This window comes from Halioglobus sp. HI00S01 (assembly GCF_001635445.1).
GTDB lineage: Bacteria > Pseudomonadota > Gammaproteobacteria > Pseudomonadales > Halieaceae > Halioglobus > Halioglobus japonicus.
Genome location: NZ_LWEE01000006.1, coordinates 99689 through 114983, shown reverse-complemented (window position 1 = coordinate 114983; position 15295 = coordinate 99689). Strand labels below are relative to the sequence as shown.

Annotated in this window: 17 protein-coding genes; 2 read left to right on the top strand and 15 right to left on the bottom strand. The window is 57.4% G+C overall.

What is annotated here, in order from left to right:
* Window positions 1-82: 82 nt before the first annotated feature.
* Window positions 83-730, top strand: a complete 648-nt coding sequence (locus tag A3709_RS01965; protein ID WP_369795105.1) for a phosphotransferase — start codon at window positions 83-85, stop codon at window positions 728-730.
* 30 nt (window positions 731-760) lie between these two features.
* On the opposite strand, the gene A3709_RS01960 is transcribed toward A3709_RS01965, so the two are convergent.
* The 14 genes from A3709_RS01960 to A3709_RS01900 all read right to left on the bottom strand — a co-directional run bounded on the left by A3709_RS01960 (window position 761) and on the right by A3709_RS01900 (window position 13509).
* Entirely contained in the window at window positions 761-1321 is a 561-nt protein-coding gene (locus A3709_RS01960; protein ID WP_066049295.1) for a hypothetical protein, read from the bottom strand.
* Window positions 1322-1459: a hypothetical protein gene (locus A3709_RS22990; RefSeq protein ID WP_156507534.1), complete on the bottom strand. Its 138-nt coding sequence runs from the start codon at window positions 1457-1459 to the stop codon at window positions 1322-1324.
* Window positions 1460-1636: 177 nt separating this feature from the next.
* Window positions 1637-2245: a hypothetical protein gene (locus tag A3709_RS01955; RefSeq protein ID WP_066049293.1), complete on the bottom strand. Its 609-nt coding sequence runs from the start codon at window positions 2243-2245 to the stop codon at window positions 1637-1639.
* A gap of 171 nt (window positions 2246-2416) precedes the next feature.
* Complete coding sequence (locus tag A3709_RS01950; protein ID WP_255359711.1) at window positions 2417-3046, bottom strand: OmpW family protein; 630 nt, start codon at window positions 3044-3046, stop codon at window positions 2417-2419.
* A 167-nt stretch (window positions 3047-3213) separates the two neighbouring features.
* Complete coding sequence (locus A3709_RS01945; protein ID WP_066049288.1) at window positions 3214-3900, bottom strand: COG3650 family protein; 687 nt, start codon at window positions 3898-3900, stop codon at window positions 3214-3216.
* Complete coding sequence (gene rarD / locus A3709_RS01940) at window positions 3897-4799, bottom strand: EamA family transporter RarD (RefSeq protein WP_197484041.1); 903 nt, start codon at window positions 4797-4799, stop codon at window positions 3897-3899. The genes A3709_RS01945 and rarD overlap by 4 nt, the downstream gene beginning before the upstream one ends.
* Window positions 4800-4821: 22 nt before the next feature.
* Complete coding sequence (locus tag A3709_RS01935) at window positions 4822-5541, bottom strand: sulfite exporter TauE/SafE family protein (protein ID WP_197484040.1); 720 nt, start codon at window positions 5539-5541, stop codon at window positions 4822-4824.
* Window positions 5542-5546: 5 nt separating this feature from the next.
* Entirely contained in the window at window positions 5547-7421 is a 1875-nt protein-coding gene (locus tag A3709_RS01930) for a S8 family serine peptidase (RefSeq protein WP_066049282.1), read from the bottom strand.
* Window positions 7422-7524: 103 nt separating this feature from the next.
* Entirely contained in the window at window positions 7525-8556 is a 1032-nt protein-coding gene (gene dmpG / locus A3709_RS01925) for a 4-hydroxy-2-oxovalerate aldolase (protein WP_066049279.1), read from the bottom strand.
* Between the two features lie 67 nt (window positions 8557-8623).
* The gene (locus tag A3709_RS01920) at window positions 8624-9532 is read right to left on the bottom strand and encodes an acetaldehyde dehydrogenase (acetylating) (RefSeq protein ID WP_066049276.1); all 909 of its coding nucleotides are present in this window, start codon (window positions 9530-9532) and stop codon (window positions 8624-8626) included.
* 78 nt (window positions 9533-9610) lie between these two features.
* A complete protein-coding gene (locus tag A3709_RS01915; protein ID WP_066049273.1) occupies window positions 9611-10399 on the bottom strand; it encodes a fumarylacetoacetate hydrolase family protein in 789 nt (262 codons plus the stop codon).
* Between the two features lie 88 nt (window positions 10400-10487).
* The gene (locus A3709_RS01910; RefSeq protein ID WP_082849817.1) at window positions 10488-11321 is read right to left on the bottom strand and encodes an alpha/beta fold hydrolase; all 834 of its coding nucleotides are present in this window, start codon (window positions 11319-11321) and stop codon (window positions 10488-10490) included.
* Window positions 11322-11344: 23 nt separating this feature from the next.
* Complete coding sequence (locus tag A3709_RS01905) at window positions 11345-12535, bottom strand: acyl-CoA dehydrogenase family protein (RefSeq protein WP_066049266.1); 1191 nt, start codon at window positions 12533-12535, stop codon at window positions 11345-11347.
* A 110-nt stretch (window positions 12536-12645) separates the two neighbouring features.
* A complete protein-coding gene (locus A3709_RS01900; RefSeq protein ID WP_066049263.1) occupies window positions 12646-13509 on the bottom strand; it encodes an SDR family NAD(P)-dependent oxidoreductase in 864 nt (287 codons plus the stop codon).
* Between the two features lie 126 nt (window positions 13510-13635).
* On the opposite strand from A3709_RS01900, the gene A3709_RS01895 reads away from it, so the two are divergent.
* Complete coding sequence (locus tag A3709_RS01895) at window positions 13636-14367, top strand: serine protease (RefSeq protein WP_066049258.1); 732 nt, start codon at window positions 13636-13638, stop codon at window positions 14365-14367.
* Here the strand turns inward: A3709_RS01895 and A3709_RS01890 are convergent.
* Window positions 14348-15292 (bottom strand): rhodanese-related sulfurtransferase, encoded by a 945-nt coding sequence (locus A3709_RS01890; RefSeq protein ID WP_066049256.1) that lies wholly within the window; start codon window positions 15290-15292, stop codon window positions 14348-14350. The genes A3709_RS01895 and A3709_RS01890 overlap by 20 nt on opposite strands.
* Between the last annotated feature and the right edge of the window lie 3 nt (window positions 15293-15295).

Genomic DNA, 15295 nt, shown 5'->3' with positions numbered 1-15295 from the left:
CGATACCCTGAGTATTTCTCCGTAACCGCTCCACAGCGACTGCACCTGCCTTGCAGTAGAAGCCAGTGACAACGAGACTCTACTGCTTCTGACAGACCTCGATGCCGCGGGCTTTGATGATAGAAAACAGGCGGTTGACCTCGCAGATATACACGCATGCCTGGACTGGCTGGCGGCCTTTCACGCAACCTTCCTGGGCTCGGACGCCATTGGGCTCTGGGAGTGCGGCACATACTGGCATCTCGATACCCGCCCGGATGAGTTGGCGGCTCTAACCGATATTCCGCTGCGCGAAGCGGCGCCACACATCGACGCGGTCCTGAGAAGAAGCGACTTCCAGACGCTGGTACACGGCGATGCCAAACTGGCCAACTTTTGCTTTGCCACCATAGGTGGCACACCCCGTGTCGCCGCCGTGGACTTCCAGTATGTTGGCGCCGGCTGTGGCATGAAGGATGTGGCTTACTTTATCGGCAGTTGCCTGGATGAAGCACAGTGTGCCGCGCTGGAAACTGCCCTGCTGGACTACTATTTTGGCGCACTTGGCACCCACGCGCGGTTACGACATCCCGCCATCGATCATCGCGCCCTGGAAGCTCAATGGCGAGAGCTCTACGACGTCGCCTGGGCAGATTTTCATCGCTTTGTGAAGGGTTGGAGCCCGGGCCACTGGAAGATTAACAGTTACAGTGAGCAACTAGCCCGCCGTGTTATTCGCCGCCTCAGCTAAGTTGACTGGTCGAACAAACCCGCCCCTTAATTAGAACGTAAAGGCCCAGCCCAGGGTCGGCCCGCTTTGCACGAAATCGGTTTCCACCCGGGACCCTTCAACTCGCATGCTGCGCACCATATTCAGATAACGGTAGCCCAACCAGACGCTGTGACGCTCATTGAAATGATGGGCGATAAAGCCATTGAGCTGATAATTCGTGTCGTTGTCACCGTCAATCAAGGTATCGGCCTCCAGAACCGCCCGCCACTTGCCACTGTGGCCCAGAGGGGCTGTCAGCGCCACGCCACCAATCCAGTCATACAATGCCTCATCGGTAATCGTCACCCGGCCGGGCAACTCGACGATCCCGCTGCCTTCTTCGTTGGCAGGGGTTCTCACTCTCATGTTCAGTCCACTGCGCCGCACCCCGGTGTAAAGGGCAATGTAGTCGTTCAGCGTGTAACCGCCAATCACGTCACTAGTGAAGAGCGATGACTCCACCGTCACATCGTATTCACCCACCAGTGGAGGCAGGCCCGGCAACAGACCAACTGGACCAATACGCGAGCTACTGGAGGTATCCAGATGCATGACCCGCAAACCGAGCATTCAGGGACCGTGGCGCGCATAGATTTCGCCGATGAAACCGAAATCAAGATTGTCTAGCGTGTCGGAAATCGGCGTATCCACGTTAATCAGTTCACCGTCTACATCGATCTCGCCCTCGATATCCGGCAGCCACAACATGGGAAAGTTGATGATTAACTTCCATTCGTCGGCGAAGCCGCCCTCCTATCCCCAACTGCCTGGCGACATCAGCACAAGAAGCATTGCGATGACAGCAATCACCGAGTTAAGTCGTGGAAAAATCGGCATACCGGAATGTGTCATCTTTGGCGCGGGCAGTATCTACGAACCATAGTATTAATCCTCGTTGCCCTTGTACATCAATGTGGCGCCTGCGCCCCATTGAGTGACCGCATTGAGCATATCCTGAACGGGAGTATCGAGTTCGGTGATCGCGTCAGCGGTTAAGACATAAATTTGACCAATGGTTGCAGCCGGCACAGTAGGCACGAATACCACTGCGCGCCCGTCGGGCAGTTCTTCAACAATCAAACCGTACTGACGACTTGCACCCCCGTGCAGGCACACCTCTGCGGGACGTAATTTCGCCACGGCGTCGTTGCCACCTACAATTTGCATAACCAGGCCGCGCAGCATGCCGACAACGGGTACGTATTTGTCCAGCAGTCCCTGGTACTTGTGTTCGATGACGTTACCAATACTGGTGCGCAACGCCAGGCCAATCAAAAAACATATAACGATTAAACTGACCAGCGCACCGAGACCGAGAATCAAACCATTGAGGAAATCACTGAACGGCAACTGCAGGCCCGACAGTTGTGCCAGCTCTACCAACAGGCCGTAAGCGTAAAATAAAACACCGGCCAACAACGCCACGGGCACTATCAACAGAACTCCCGCCAGTGTGGTGGACACGAAAAAGGGAACGGTCTTCTGGCCTGGCATGCTGGTACTCCGTTGTTATTGCTTTGACACCACCATAACACCGGCATAGCCCTTCGCAAACGGCACCGACATCGCCCGAACCATCACCGGTGGAAAAAAACAAAAAAAGCCCGACTCAAAAGAGCCGGGCCAGGCGCCAGATGACCCTAGGTGAGCGGGCCATACTGGGGTTCAGAATTTGTAGGCTATGCCGACGTTATACACCCAGGGATCGATATCCACGTCAAACCTGACCTTGCTATCGCCCGCGTCCTTGAGCGTGACCGTGGCCGTCGTATCGATATCGATATACCAGACCCCTGCGTTCAGGGCCCAGTGCTCACCCAGGGGCATGTCGACTCCTGCAGAAGCCGACAGGCCGAAGGAATCGTCCAGATCGAGGTCAGCGTTACCAACTATGCCTTCCAGGTCGCTGTCCGCCTTCTCATCAAAGAAATGGGTGTAGTTGATGCCGATTCCGACATAGGGCTGCCAGCCACTGGCTGCACCGCGCGGATACCATTGCACGCTGAGCGTTGGAGGCAGATGCTTGGTCTCACCCGCCTGCGCGTTTACTTCGTTCACGTCAATGTCGTGACTGAAAGGCGTCGCTACCAGCAGCTCAATGCCCCAGTTGGGATCGACCATAGAAGCGCCAATAATCGACAACTGGGTATTGTCATCAACATCGACCGTCACCGGCAGCGTTTCGTCGACAATATCGCTGTCTGCATCCGGGGCCACGGTCACTGCACCTGCCCGCAGAATCCAATCACCAGCCTCGTAGGCTTGTACCACCGCAGTACTGCCGGCAAGTGCCACGGCAGCGGCTAGGGTGATTACATTTTTTATGGGTTACTCCTCACTATGGACATCCACCAATAAGCATAGTCGTCCCCTCGATATTTACGGATATCGTAGAAGGGAGCGTAATTCGTAACATTGAACCGGGTCAACAGAACCCGAGTGAAGCGGGGATTCCCGGCCTGTTACTCCCAGGGATAATCCAGTTCGCGTCCGCAACCGGCATAGCTACGGCCATCGACAACAAGTTGTACCGTGGTGGGATACTCTATGTCCGCCATGGTATCCGCGCAGAAGGCATCTTCAATAGTCAGGCGCAGGCTGTGTTTACCGCTTTGCGCAGTGTACTCGCTGCCATTACCTGTCGCCGATTTGGCCGGATCGGGAAACAACAACACGGTGGCGCCATAGTCTCCTTTAAACAGGATATTCTGCCCGTCGCGCACTTCCACCACCCAACCGGGCTCGTTACCGACTGCCCTGAAGTCCACACCCCTCCGGCGGGCGTCTTCCCAGGGGGCACGTTGCGGATTGAGACTGCAATCGCTGTAGCGAATCCCGTCCACCTCCAGAAGCACATCGTGACCCTTGCTCCAGAACATGACATCGCCTTCGACATACTTGCTGCCTGAAGCAGCGCGCACCTGGGATAACACCAGGTAGCGATCTTCCAGCCAGATAGCCATTTCACCAGGGCCTACACGGGTCATGAAATCCATTCCTGTGCATTCGTAGACGTAGGTCTGTGCAATCGGGCGGGCGTCAGGCTGGAAGTCATTGCTGGTGCTGCCGGTGCTGGTCGGGGTGTGGGTTTCGGAAGTGGCGCAGCCCGCCAGCGCGAGTAACGCCACACTACAAATAAACCTATTCACGAATCTCTCCTGTTGACGTCCAGATGAGCGCGCCGTTTGCGACTGCGCCTGATGCCATCGACTGTCACAAAAGCAAGCCCGCACCAGACCAGTCCAAATGCAATGCCCTGAACCAGATCGAATGGCTCTTTGAATATTAGCAGCGCCACCAGCAACTGCGCGGTGGGGCCGATATAAAAGATCAGTCCCAGTGCGGTCAGCGGCAACAAGCGACTCGAAGCGACATAGCTGATCAGCGGAATCGCGGTCATAGCGCCGGCCCCGAGCAAGAACATATCCACCCGCAGGCCATGCGCACCCAGGCCCGCCCATTCATGGGTGTGCATCCAGTAAAGCGCCAGGGGGGACATCATCAAGGTCTCAATAAACAGACCTTCCAGCGAGCTCACGCTGACCTTCTTGCGAATGGCACCATATAAACCAAAGGTACACGCCAGGCCTAGCGATACCAAAGGCAGACCGCCGCGATGAAAGATCTGTAACAACACTGCCGCGACCGCAAACGCAATGCCCACCTGCTGCGCCCGATCAACGCGCTCGCCAAACAGGGTGAGTCCAATGACCACGTTGAGCAGCGGCAACAGGAAGTATCCCAGGCTCGCTTCAGTCGCCTGACCATTACTAATAGCCCACAGGAAAACCAGCCAGTTGGTGCCGCTAAGTGCTGCCGCTATGGCCATTATGCCCAGCACGCGCGGTTGTTTGAACACCGCCAGCGCAGCCTTGAGTCGATCGCTGAACAACAGACAGACAAACACAAACGGCACGGACCACAGGGCCCGATGTGCGAGCAGATCGCGAGGATCCACGGGCTCTGTCTGCACCCAGTAAAGTGCGGCGAAACCCCAGATCAGATACGCGGTAACACCATAGGCAGCCCCGCGTTGCTGGTCGCTCATTGTGGCAAACATGTCGGATCCGTCAGCTGAAGAAAGGCATGGCGATCATACGCAAAGCCAGCACAGTTACCAGTGTTTTGAAGAGTCTAGTGAAATTTCGCTGTGGTATGCGAGCGCGCAGCCGCGTTCCTACCCAGGAACCGACAATGACCGCTGCCGCCATGGCCAACATCAACGGCCACCATGGGCCAAAACTGAAACCCAGTAACGCAAAAGCCGCCAGGCGCAGCGCATGGTTAAGGGCCATATACAGTGCCGTATTCACCACCACCCAATCGCGCTCAGAATTGCGTCGCTTCAGCAGGGAGGCTCCCAGCGGCCCGGTAGCACCGGCAATCATGCCCAGCCCTGTTTGGTAAAAGCCCAGTACGGTGAGCGCCACCTGTCCGCCGCCGGGCACCGGCGGCAACGGCACCCAGGTCACTAGTAGAATCAGAACACCAATCACGGCAGGCAACCAACTCAGCTCGAGCTGGTCGTAGATCTCACCGCCCAGCCAGGCGCCCAGGACAGCGCCGAGGGTAAATGCGGGCACTATCTCCCAGGCGATATGGCGCCAGGCAAAGCCTGCACGAGAGGCATTACTGGCCAGTTGGGTGAAGGCATGCACCGGAATAATTGCCTGGGGTGGCAGCAATCCCGGCATGGCCGCGATAAGCAGCATGCCGCCCCCCAGCCCCATGACCGCGGCGAGTGCCGAGGTCAGAAAGGCAATCGGCAGCAGCAGCCACTCAACCCCCACCGTGGTTACTTGGCCAGCTGTTTTTCCAGCAAGGCCATGGATGCCTTGGGATTCATGAGCAGAATGGTGCGGCTTTCCAGCTGCTTTTCGTCGGCACCGTCCAGAATCAACTGGCGCAGTTCAGCGACACTGAGGTCCGGCGCCATGGCCAACAGCTTGGCGGCGAGATTGAGCACCTGGGGCGAGGACATGGACGTGCCATTAAAGGGGATTCTGTCGCCGCCTGGCACATAGCTTTCCACTTCAAAACCGTTGGCATAGATATCCACTTTGCCGAGGCTGGTGAAACTGGTCTCATCACCCGCGATATCAACCGCGCCTACCGTCAACAAATTGGGGTACTCATAGCTGCTCGGATAGAACTCGTCAAAAGTCACATCGTTGTCGGAATTACCTGCGCTGGTAATAAACAGGATGTCCGGAGAACCGCCAATCGCTTCTCTGAGACCCGCGTCGCCGATCTTGAAGATCTTCCGCGCCAGCGCCTTGCGCTCCTCGGGAGACTCACCAATGTTGTGCGCTTCCAGCGCGGTCTCGTAGCTGCGTACACTTCCGCCCCAACTCATATTGACTGCCCGCACACCGTTGTCACGGAAATAATGGCCTGCCTCGCGGAACATCGCAGCATCGCGTTCCGACTGTTCAATGCTCGGCTTGGGGGGCATTTGCGTGTGGCTATAGGTCATCCGCGCCACCAGCAGTTCAGCGAAGGGGTTACCCGCCAGGGCAATACCCGAGACATGGGTGCCGTGGGCATAGCCGCCATACAGGCTGAGATTTTCGAGGAAGCTCTGTACCTCGTTCTGGGGCAGGCCGGAAATATACTTGCGCAGTGCAGCGGCCTCGGGGCTGTCGATATTGGAACTGTTGTCGCCCAGGCCTTTGGCGTGCCCCTGCAAGTCCGCGGGATTCACACCGAAGTCCTGCTCGATCGGACGCAGCAGTTGCGTCACCTTCTCGGAATCAAGGTTATAGGCAAAACCATGCACATCATCGACAAAGCCATTCTTGTCGTCGTCGATGTTATTGCCGGGGATCTCATCGCTGTTAGTCCACAATTGCTGTGCCAGGCCGGGAATGACCGTGTCCACACCACTGTCCCACACAGACACAATCACCGGTGTCGCATCTGCATCCGCAGGAATCACAACCTCGCGCGCAGCCCAGATATCCTCCTTGGCCACATCATTGGCGGCAATAAAGTCGGCATACACCTCGCCGACCACCGCGCGATTGGGAATGAACTCGTCCAAGGTAAAACTGACCGACACCAGCGTGGATGCCACATCGTAGCTGATTTCGCCGCCAGTATTGTCGACCACGGGTTGGAACGACGACTCCAGATTACCAAGGACCAGCGCCTCGGTAAGGATCTCCGCCCTGCCCTTGCCACTCTTCACGTTGTCCTGGACTGTCTCATAGGGGAGCGCCTCCACAAGGCTTTTGAGCTCCGCTCTGAGGGCCTGGGCATCATCGCCCTTACCGGCAATTTCTACCGTCGCCAATGCCTCGCCGAACAAGCCCATGGTCAGGCGATTGGCTTCCTTGCTCTCGAGCTCACGGCGCTTGCCGAGATAATCCAGGTAGTCCTGCCAGCGACCTTCAAGAATCGCGATCGTGCCCAGCACAGAGTAGAAACCCTTAACCGTGTTGTCATCGCGAATATCATACTTCTCAAGATCACCCTCGATATCGGCCTGCACCTGATCGGCGAGGTCCAGCAGAGTCTCGCGATTTTCGCTGGCATAGAGGTCGACGACCTTTAATTCCAGGTCGTAGGTATGGCGCGGTAGGTCATCCTGGGTTTCGATGACGGGTTTGGCGGCAAGCGCGGCCAGCGGGGATACAACCAGCAGCAGAACGCTGCCAAGGCTTGTCATTATTTTCACGTGCAAGGCTCCAGAACCAAAACGGGCAGTATTGGTGAATACTGCCCGCGGGTCCAGCGCTTTGCGACGAATCGCAGTCTGGGGCGAATACCGCCTAAATGGTGCCCTGCTCCCGGGCCATATCCAGCGCGAGGTCTTCGATCATATCTTCCTGGCCACCCACAGTGCGCCGCCGTCCCAGTTCCACCAGAATGTCGCGGCTGGAGAGGTTGTACTTTTCCGCTGATCGTTTGGCAAACAGCAGGAACGACGAGTAAACCCCTGCGTAACCGAGCGTGAGGGCATCGCGGTCGATACGCACCTGCTCATCCATCATGGGCGTGATCAGGTCCTCGGCAATATCCATGGCCTTGAAGGTATCCACACCCGTCTCGATACCCATGCGGTCGCAGACAGCGATAAATACTTCCAGCGGCGTGTTGCCCGCGCCGGCACCAAGGCCCGCCATGGAGCCGTCAATCCGGTTCGCCCCGGCGGCCACCGCGGCAATGGAATTGGCCACACCCATCGCCAGATTGTGGTGCCCGTGAAAGCCTATCTCGGTTTCCGGACGAAGCTCTGCCCTGGCCAGTGCAACTCTGGCAGTGACGTCGTCCGGCAGCATGTAGCCGGCCGAATCGGTAATGTAGACACAGTTGGCACCGTAGTCCTCCATCAGCTTCAGCTGTGCCAACAGCTCCTCGGGCTCAATCATGTGGGCCATCATCAGAAAGCCAACGGTATCCAGGCCATCCATGGAAGCGGCCATCTTGATGTGCTGCTCCGAGACATCCGCTTCGGTACAGTGGGTGGCGACCCGAATGGTGGAGATACCGCAATCCACGGCCATCTTAAGGTGATCGACCGTGCCAATCCCCGGCAGCAGCAGCGCTGACACCTTGGCATTGTTCACCTCCTTACATACCGCCGTGAGATATTCCTCGTCGGTAGCCGCGGGAAAACCGTAGTTCACCGAAGTACCGCCAAGACCGTCGCCGTGGGTGACTTCGATCAGGGGCACGCCCGCCTCGTCCATGGCTTTGGACACGGCAACCATTTCATCCACCGTAATCTGGTGGCGTTTGGGGTGCATGCCGTCACGCAGACACATATCGTGAACTGTTACTTTCTTTCCTTTCAGGTCCATTGCTCTATCTCTCGAATTTACCTATTGGCAGTGGGCCACTCGCAATTGCCACACTGCTGGATGTGGGTTATGCCGCCGTAGGTACGAAGTTGCCCGCCAGAATTTCTTCGGCGTACATTTCCGCGGTACGCAGGCCCGCCGCAGTCATGATGTCCAGGTTGCCGGCATACTTGGGCAGGAAGTCCCCCAGCCCCTCAACCTCCATGTAGATGGATACGCGCTTGCCATCGAATACGGGGCCATTCTTGAGGGTGTAGCCGGGCACGTACTTCTGTACCTCGGCAATCATGTCATGCACCGACTGGGTAATCGCCGCTTCATCGGGCGCATCCTCAGTCAGGCAGTGAATGGTGTCTCGCATAATCAAGGGTGGCTCTGCCGGATTGATAATAATAATGGCCTTGCCGCTGTCGGCGCCGCCACAGATCTCAATACCGCGGGAGGTGGTACGCGTGAACTCATCGATATTCTTGCGGGTACCAGGGCCGGCAGACTTGGAGCTGACGGTGGCCACAATCTCGCCGTATGCAACTTTTTGAACCCTGCTAACAGCGGCCACGAGGGGAATCGTTGCCTGGCCGCCACAGGTCACCATATTCACGTTCATGGCCTTCTGCGCTACCGCCTCCGCGAGGTTGACCGGTGGTACACAAAACGGGCCAATGGCCGCTGGCGTCAGATCGATCATGACCGCACCCTGCTCATTCACCTTGCGGCTGTTCTCGGCATGAACGTAGGCGCTAGTGGCATCAAAACAAATCTGCACACCGTCCGCCTGCATGTGCGGCACCATGCCATCGACACCCTCGTGAGTGGTCTTCAATCCCATTTCCCGGGCGCGGGCCAGGCCCGGTGAATCAGGTTCTACCCCGACCATCCAGACCGGCTCAATGACGTCACTGCGCATAGCCTTCATCAGCAGGTCGGTGCCGATATTGCCTGGGCCAATGATAGCTGCCTTGATTTTCTGGGTCATATCACTCTCTCAATGTATGGGTTGCGGTAGGCCTGATGCATGCCGGCACGGATACTCCGATCACGCACCGCTGATGACCTACACAAATTTGCAGCTGCAGTCGCCAATGCCTTCCAGCTCCAGGCGCATTTCATCGCCAGCAACCACCGGAATCAATGGTGCCAATGAGCCCGAAAGAATCACTTCTCCGGCCTTGAAGGGTATCCCGAACTCACCCAGGGTATTGGCAAGCCAGGCCACCGCAGTCAGCGGATTGCCCTGCACAGCACTGCCGAGGCCTTCAGAATGGAATTCACCGTTTTTGTAAATCTTCATTTTGAGGTTCGGCAAGTCGAAGTCATTGGGATCCACTTCCCTCTCACCGAGCACATAGACGCCGCAGGAGGCATTGTCGGCCACGGTGTCCTGAATTTTGATCTGCCAGTCATCGATTCGCGAATCGACAATTTCAAAACAGGGGATGATGGTCTCAGTGGCGTCAAGTACGTCCGCCTCGGTCACCCCCGGGCCCACCAGATCCTTTTTCAGACGAAACGCGATCTCGCCCTCGGCACGGGGCTGAATCAGGTTTCCAGCCACTGGAATGTCAGCGGCGTCAGGGTAAACCATGGCGTCGGTGAGAAAACCGAAGTCCGGCTGAAACACACCGAGCATATCTTGCACCGGCTTGCTGGTAACACCGATTTTTTTGCCAACAACTTTCTCGCCATCGAGGTCCAGCCTGCGATTCAACATACGCAGGCTGATGTGATAGGCATCCTCGATAGTAATATCACTCTCGCGATCTGTCAGCGGTGCCAGGGTGCGGCACTCGCGCATGGCGGCGTACAGTTCGTCGCCTAGTTGTTCGATTTTCTGTTGTTCCATAGCGTTGTCACAAACGGGACAGGAGAGCGCTATTCTACACTCCCCTGCTCCTGAGGCGGGTTCAAATTGATTGTCCGGCTGCGAGTTCTCAGCCGTACTGCAGGAAATCCAGACAGGCGCGATTGAACATACCTTCGTGCTCAACCATAACCCAGTGGCCACATTCGTTGACCAGAATAGTACGCAGATGCGGTATTCCCTTGACCATTTTATGCAGGCCGCTCTCGGGCATCATTTTCTCATCCATGCCCCAGAACGCCAGGCAAGGTACCGTGATGTCGGCCAACCGATCCACCAGATTCGGGATTTGCATCGTCGCCATCACGTGGCCATTCATGATCTGCATAATCTGCATGCGCTCCGCCACCAGTTCATCGGTTGCGAGATCGCCGTTGTACATGAGGCCAGTAGCAAACAGCGTTTTCATGGTGGCAGGCGTCACCGGCTCACCGGAGCCAAAGGCTTTGAATACCTGCTGCATGCCTGGCATGGCCTGATATTCAGGCAGATCGTTAAGCCCACCCGGCGCCATCAGAATCAGGCGTTCCACCAATTCAGGATGCTCCAGGGCGAGGCCAAAGGCCACTGCGCCGCCCAGCGAATTACCCACCAGGGTGCAGCGATCAACACCGGCTACGTCCAAGGTCTGCTTGATGCACTCGACAAAGAACGACAGCGGGTGATCGACATCGTCGGGCTTATCCGAAAAACCGTAGCCGATATGATCGGGAACGATACAGCGATACCCCGCTTCTACCAGGAAAGGATAGTTTCCCTTGAAGTTGGAATGCCCACTGGCTCCCGGGCCCGAACCGTGCAGGAATACCACGACATCACCCTGTCCCTCATCGATATAGTGGATGGTGTGGCCGTTCGCACACTTGGCGTAGTTGGCCTCGGGTAGCAGTCCATTCATTTTCATTGGCGTCATTCCCTGCCCGTCAATCAGATAGCGTAATCCATGTTCTCGGCACCAAACATAACACCACCCATGTTGTTGGCAAACGGAACCGAATGGTTTGCCACGTGTGCCTGGCTGCACAGAATATCCAGGTGGTAGTCGAGCAATTCACTGCCCTGACGCACGCCACCGGAACCCGACGCTTTCAGCATGCGGCTGGACAGGGCGAGGCAGCGATCGGCAACAATCGCCGAATCGTAGCGGTAGCGGATACGGTCTTCCACGGCGATCGCCTCGCCGGCACGGCAGCGCTCCATCATGGCGTCGAAATTGCGCACCATCACCAGTTTCATTTCCTCAATTTCAGTACGTACCTCGGCGGCCAACTGGCGCGCAAAGGGATCGTCCTTCATCTTGTTAGGACCGACCTGACGGGTCTTGGCCACATCGATAAACGACTGCAGAGCACCTTCACAGGCGCCCAGCGTGGCCGTGCAGACTGCGCGCACGAACACTTGCATAAACGGCATACGGTACAGCGGTGCGTCGTTAACAGCGTTGCCCGGGTTGTCACACAGGAAACCATCCATAGATTTGTGGGTACGGTGCTCAGGCACGAACACGTCATCAACAACGATGTCGTGGCTGCCGGTGCCCTGTAGACCAACCACATCCCAGTTGTCAGCAATTTCATAGTCTTCAATCGGCACCAGGAACGTGCGGTAGTTGGCCATATCAAAGGGCGCTTCCGGCGTCGGTACAACTGCACCCAGGAATGCCCACTTGCAGTGCTCGGAACCACTGGAGAAACTCCAGCGACCACTGAGGCGGAAACCACCATCGACAACCTTGACCTTGCCAACTGGCGCATAGGAAGAGGAGATGAGCACCGTGGGATCTTCCTGCCAGACATCCTGCGCAGCCTGGTCATCAAATACCGCCAGCTGCCAGTTGTGCACTGCAATCACGCCCAGGATCCAGGCACTGGAGGGGCAGAAACGCGCCACTTCATAGCCCACCATGTAGAACACCTGCGGATCCATGGCGTAACCGCCCCACTGCTCCGGCTGCAGGATCTTGAAGAATCCCGCATCGTGGAAGTCCTGGACTGTAGCGTCAGGCACCCGACGCTCCGTCTTGGCCTGGGCACGGCGCTGAACCAAGGCAGGCCCCATGGCACGTGCTGCCTCAATGAGTTGCTGGGCGCGGGGGGATTCAAGTCCGTATTCATTCATAATCTTTCTACCTGTTCCAAGATTCGGATGGCCAGAGCGGCTGACCGCATGTGTGGCCTAATGTACGCTCGTAGGAAAGCGTCCGCATCCTCCATTTAGGGTATTTAGCGCTACTCGATTACCGCGTCGCCGAACGAGGTCGTCGGCCCGAAAAACGCCCGGTGCGATGGCGGCTGGCGGCCGTCGGTATCGGTAACGCCAAACTCTTCGGCCAATTCGGCGCCTACCCAGACCTTGCCCGAACGCGACATCAGCGCCGGATCGCGATACAGCGCAGCAATCACTCTGCCGGTAAACTCCGGGCTTTCACAGGTGGGGATAAGCTCAGCGTATTTGTCCGGTTCGGCATCAAATACGCGCTGACTGCGCTCAGTCAGCAACAGCCCCATCCAGATAGAGACAACCGCCACACCATAGGGCCGGAAGTCGTAGGCCATGTCGTGGGCCATCTTGTCGATGGCGGCCTTGCCGGCGCCATAGGCCGGACCGTGCATATAGATGCGCCCACCAAAGGAAGAGGTGTTCACCACCAGACCGCGCTGACTTTTGAGCAACAGCGGGGCTGCGAAATAAGTGGTGGTGTAGTGCGATCGCATGCCCACATTCCAGATCTCGGTCAGGGCCAGTGGTTTTTCCCAGAAGGGTCCGGCCTCAGTCAGGGCATCGTGTAATGCGGTGGCATTGTTCACCAGAATATCGAGCTTGCCCTGCTCATCGTCGATACGCGCCAGCAACGCCTCAACCTGCGCATCGTCGGCGTGATCACAGTACGCCGCGACGCCCGCCCCACCGGCACCAGTAACCGCTGCCGCGGTGGCGTCAACAGTGCCGGGTAAAGCGGCGTAACCCTCTTCGCGCGAACGGCCGGTAACGTAAACCGTCGCTCCCATGGCGCCTAACGCCAGCGCAATCCCTTTGCCGGCACCCCGACTAGCACCTGTGACCAGCGCTACAATGTTTTGTTGTTGCTCCATGGTGAGTCTCTTTGGGTCCTTTACCGGCGATGCCTGTTTCTCTAGTATCACTTCATCCTAGGGCCGCGCCGTGCCAGCGCCAAGCTCGACTGGACTCATGCATTAAACCCGGAGCAAGTATTTCCCGTGCGTTGTATCACCCTGCCCTCGCTGTTCACTGCAATGTGCCTGGCACTGCCTGCCCAGGCAGAGCAACGCCTCGCCTATTCCACAGCGTCACCGGCATGGCTCCAGGCCGTGGGTAAACTCGAGGTTCCGGGCAGCCGCGTCGAAAATGGCTATCGTCGTCACAAGCGCGAAGACTGCAGTGGCACCCTGGTGGCCAGCGCGCCGGACAGCCGACGCGCAGATATTGTCGTCACCGCCTGGCACTGTCTGGAGTACTACCAGGACCTCAGCCGGCCCATTCTGTTCACCCTTCTGCCGAATAGTCACCAGCCGATCACCCTCGAGGCACGACGACTGGATACCGGCGGCGATATGCATGCCGATTGGGCAGTACTGCAGCTGGCCAGGCCCGTCGATGCCACTACGGTGCGCGGACTGACGATAGACCCGGTTCGGGCAGATGCTACGCGGGCCGTGGTGATGGCTGGTTATTCAGGCGACGAGGGGTTGGGACAGGACGGACAGGTAATGACATACCACGTCGATTGCCGGATTACCGCACAACAGCCTGGCGCCAGCACAAGCAATTGCCAGGCCTATAAGGGCGCCTCAGGGGGCGCAGTCATTCAACTTGATGATCAGGGGCAGGCACGCCTCACCGGCGTCATCTCGCGTGGGGACAGCGCTGGCGTCAGCATTTTCGTACCCGTGGAAGGTTTTCGCTCGCCGCTTAATCTGGCGCTTCGTTGATTTGCCGCGCAGGGGGCATGGCACCGACATGGCGTTCGCCGCGCTCGGCCGCCAGCTGTGTCTGTTTCTGGCGCTCTTCAAAGCGGGCCATTTGCTCTGGCGTTAAGCGATCTGCGCACCGGGGGCAGCATATTCCGGCCCGATATTGCTCCGAGTGTTTGTCTTCATCGGTAATGGGCATGCGGCAACCGAAGCACAAGTCGTAGCTGCCCTTTTCCAGTTCGCGATTGACTGCCACACGATTGTCGAAGACATAGCATTCGCCTTCCCAGGCACTCTCTTCGGCCGGCACTTCCTCGAGATATTTGAGAATACCGCCCTGGAGGTGGTAAACCTCTTCAAACCCTTCCTGAAGCATGAATGCCGACGCTTTTTCGCAGCGAATACCGCCGGTGCAGAACATCGCCACTTTCTTTTGTTTGGATGGATCGAGATGGCTGCGCACATACTCGGGAAACTCACGGAAACTGTCGGTGTGGGGATCGACTGCGCCGCGAAAGGTGCCGATTTCAAACTCGTAGTCATTGCGGGTATCGATTAGCAACACATCGGGATCATCGATCAGTGCGTTCCAGTCCTTGGGCTGGACATAGGTGCCGACTACTTTATTCGGGTCGATACCGTCCACGCCCATGGTCACAATTTCTTTCTTGAGCTTCACCTTCATGCGGTAGAACGGCATGACATCGTCCACCGACTCTTTGTGCTCCAGAGCTGCCAGACGTAGATCCTGGCGCAGGTAGTCAAGGACCGCATCGATACCCTCACGAGACCCCGCTATCGTGCCGTTAATGCCCTCCTCAGCGAGCAGCAAAGTGCCTTTAATGCCGTAGCGGATACAGGTGTCCAGCAGGGGTTCGCGCATATCTCGGTAGTCTTCGAGAGTGACGAATCGGTACAGTGCCGCAACTACAAACTCACCCACGAC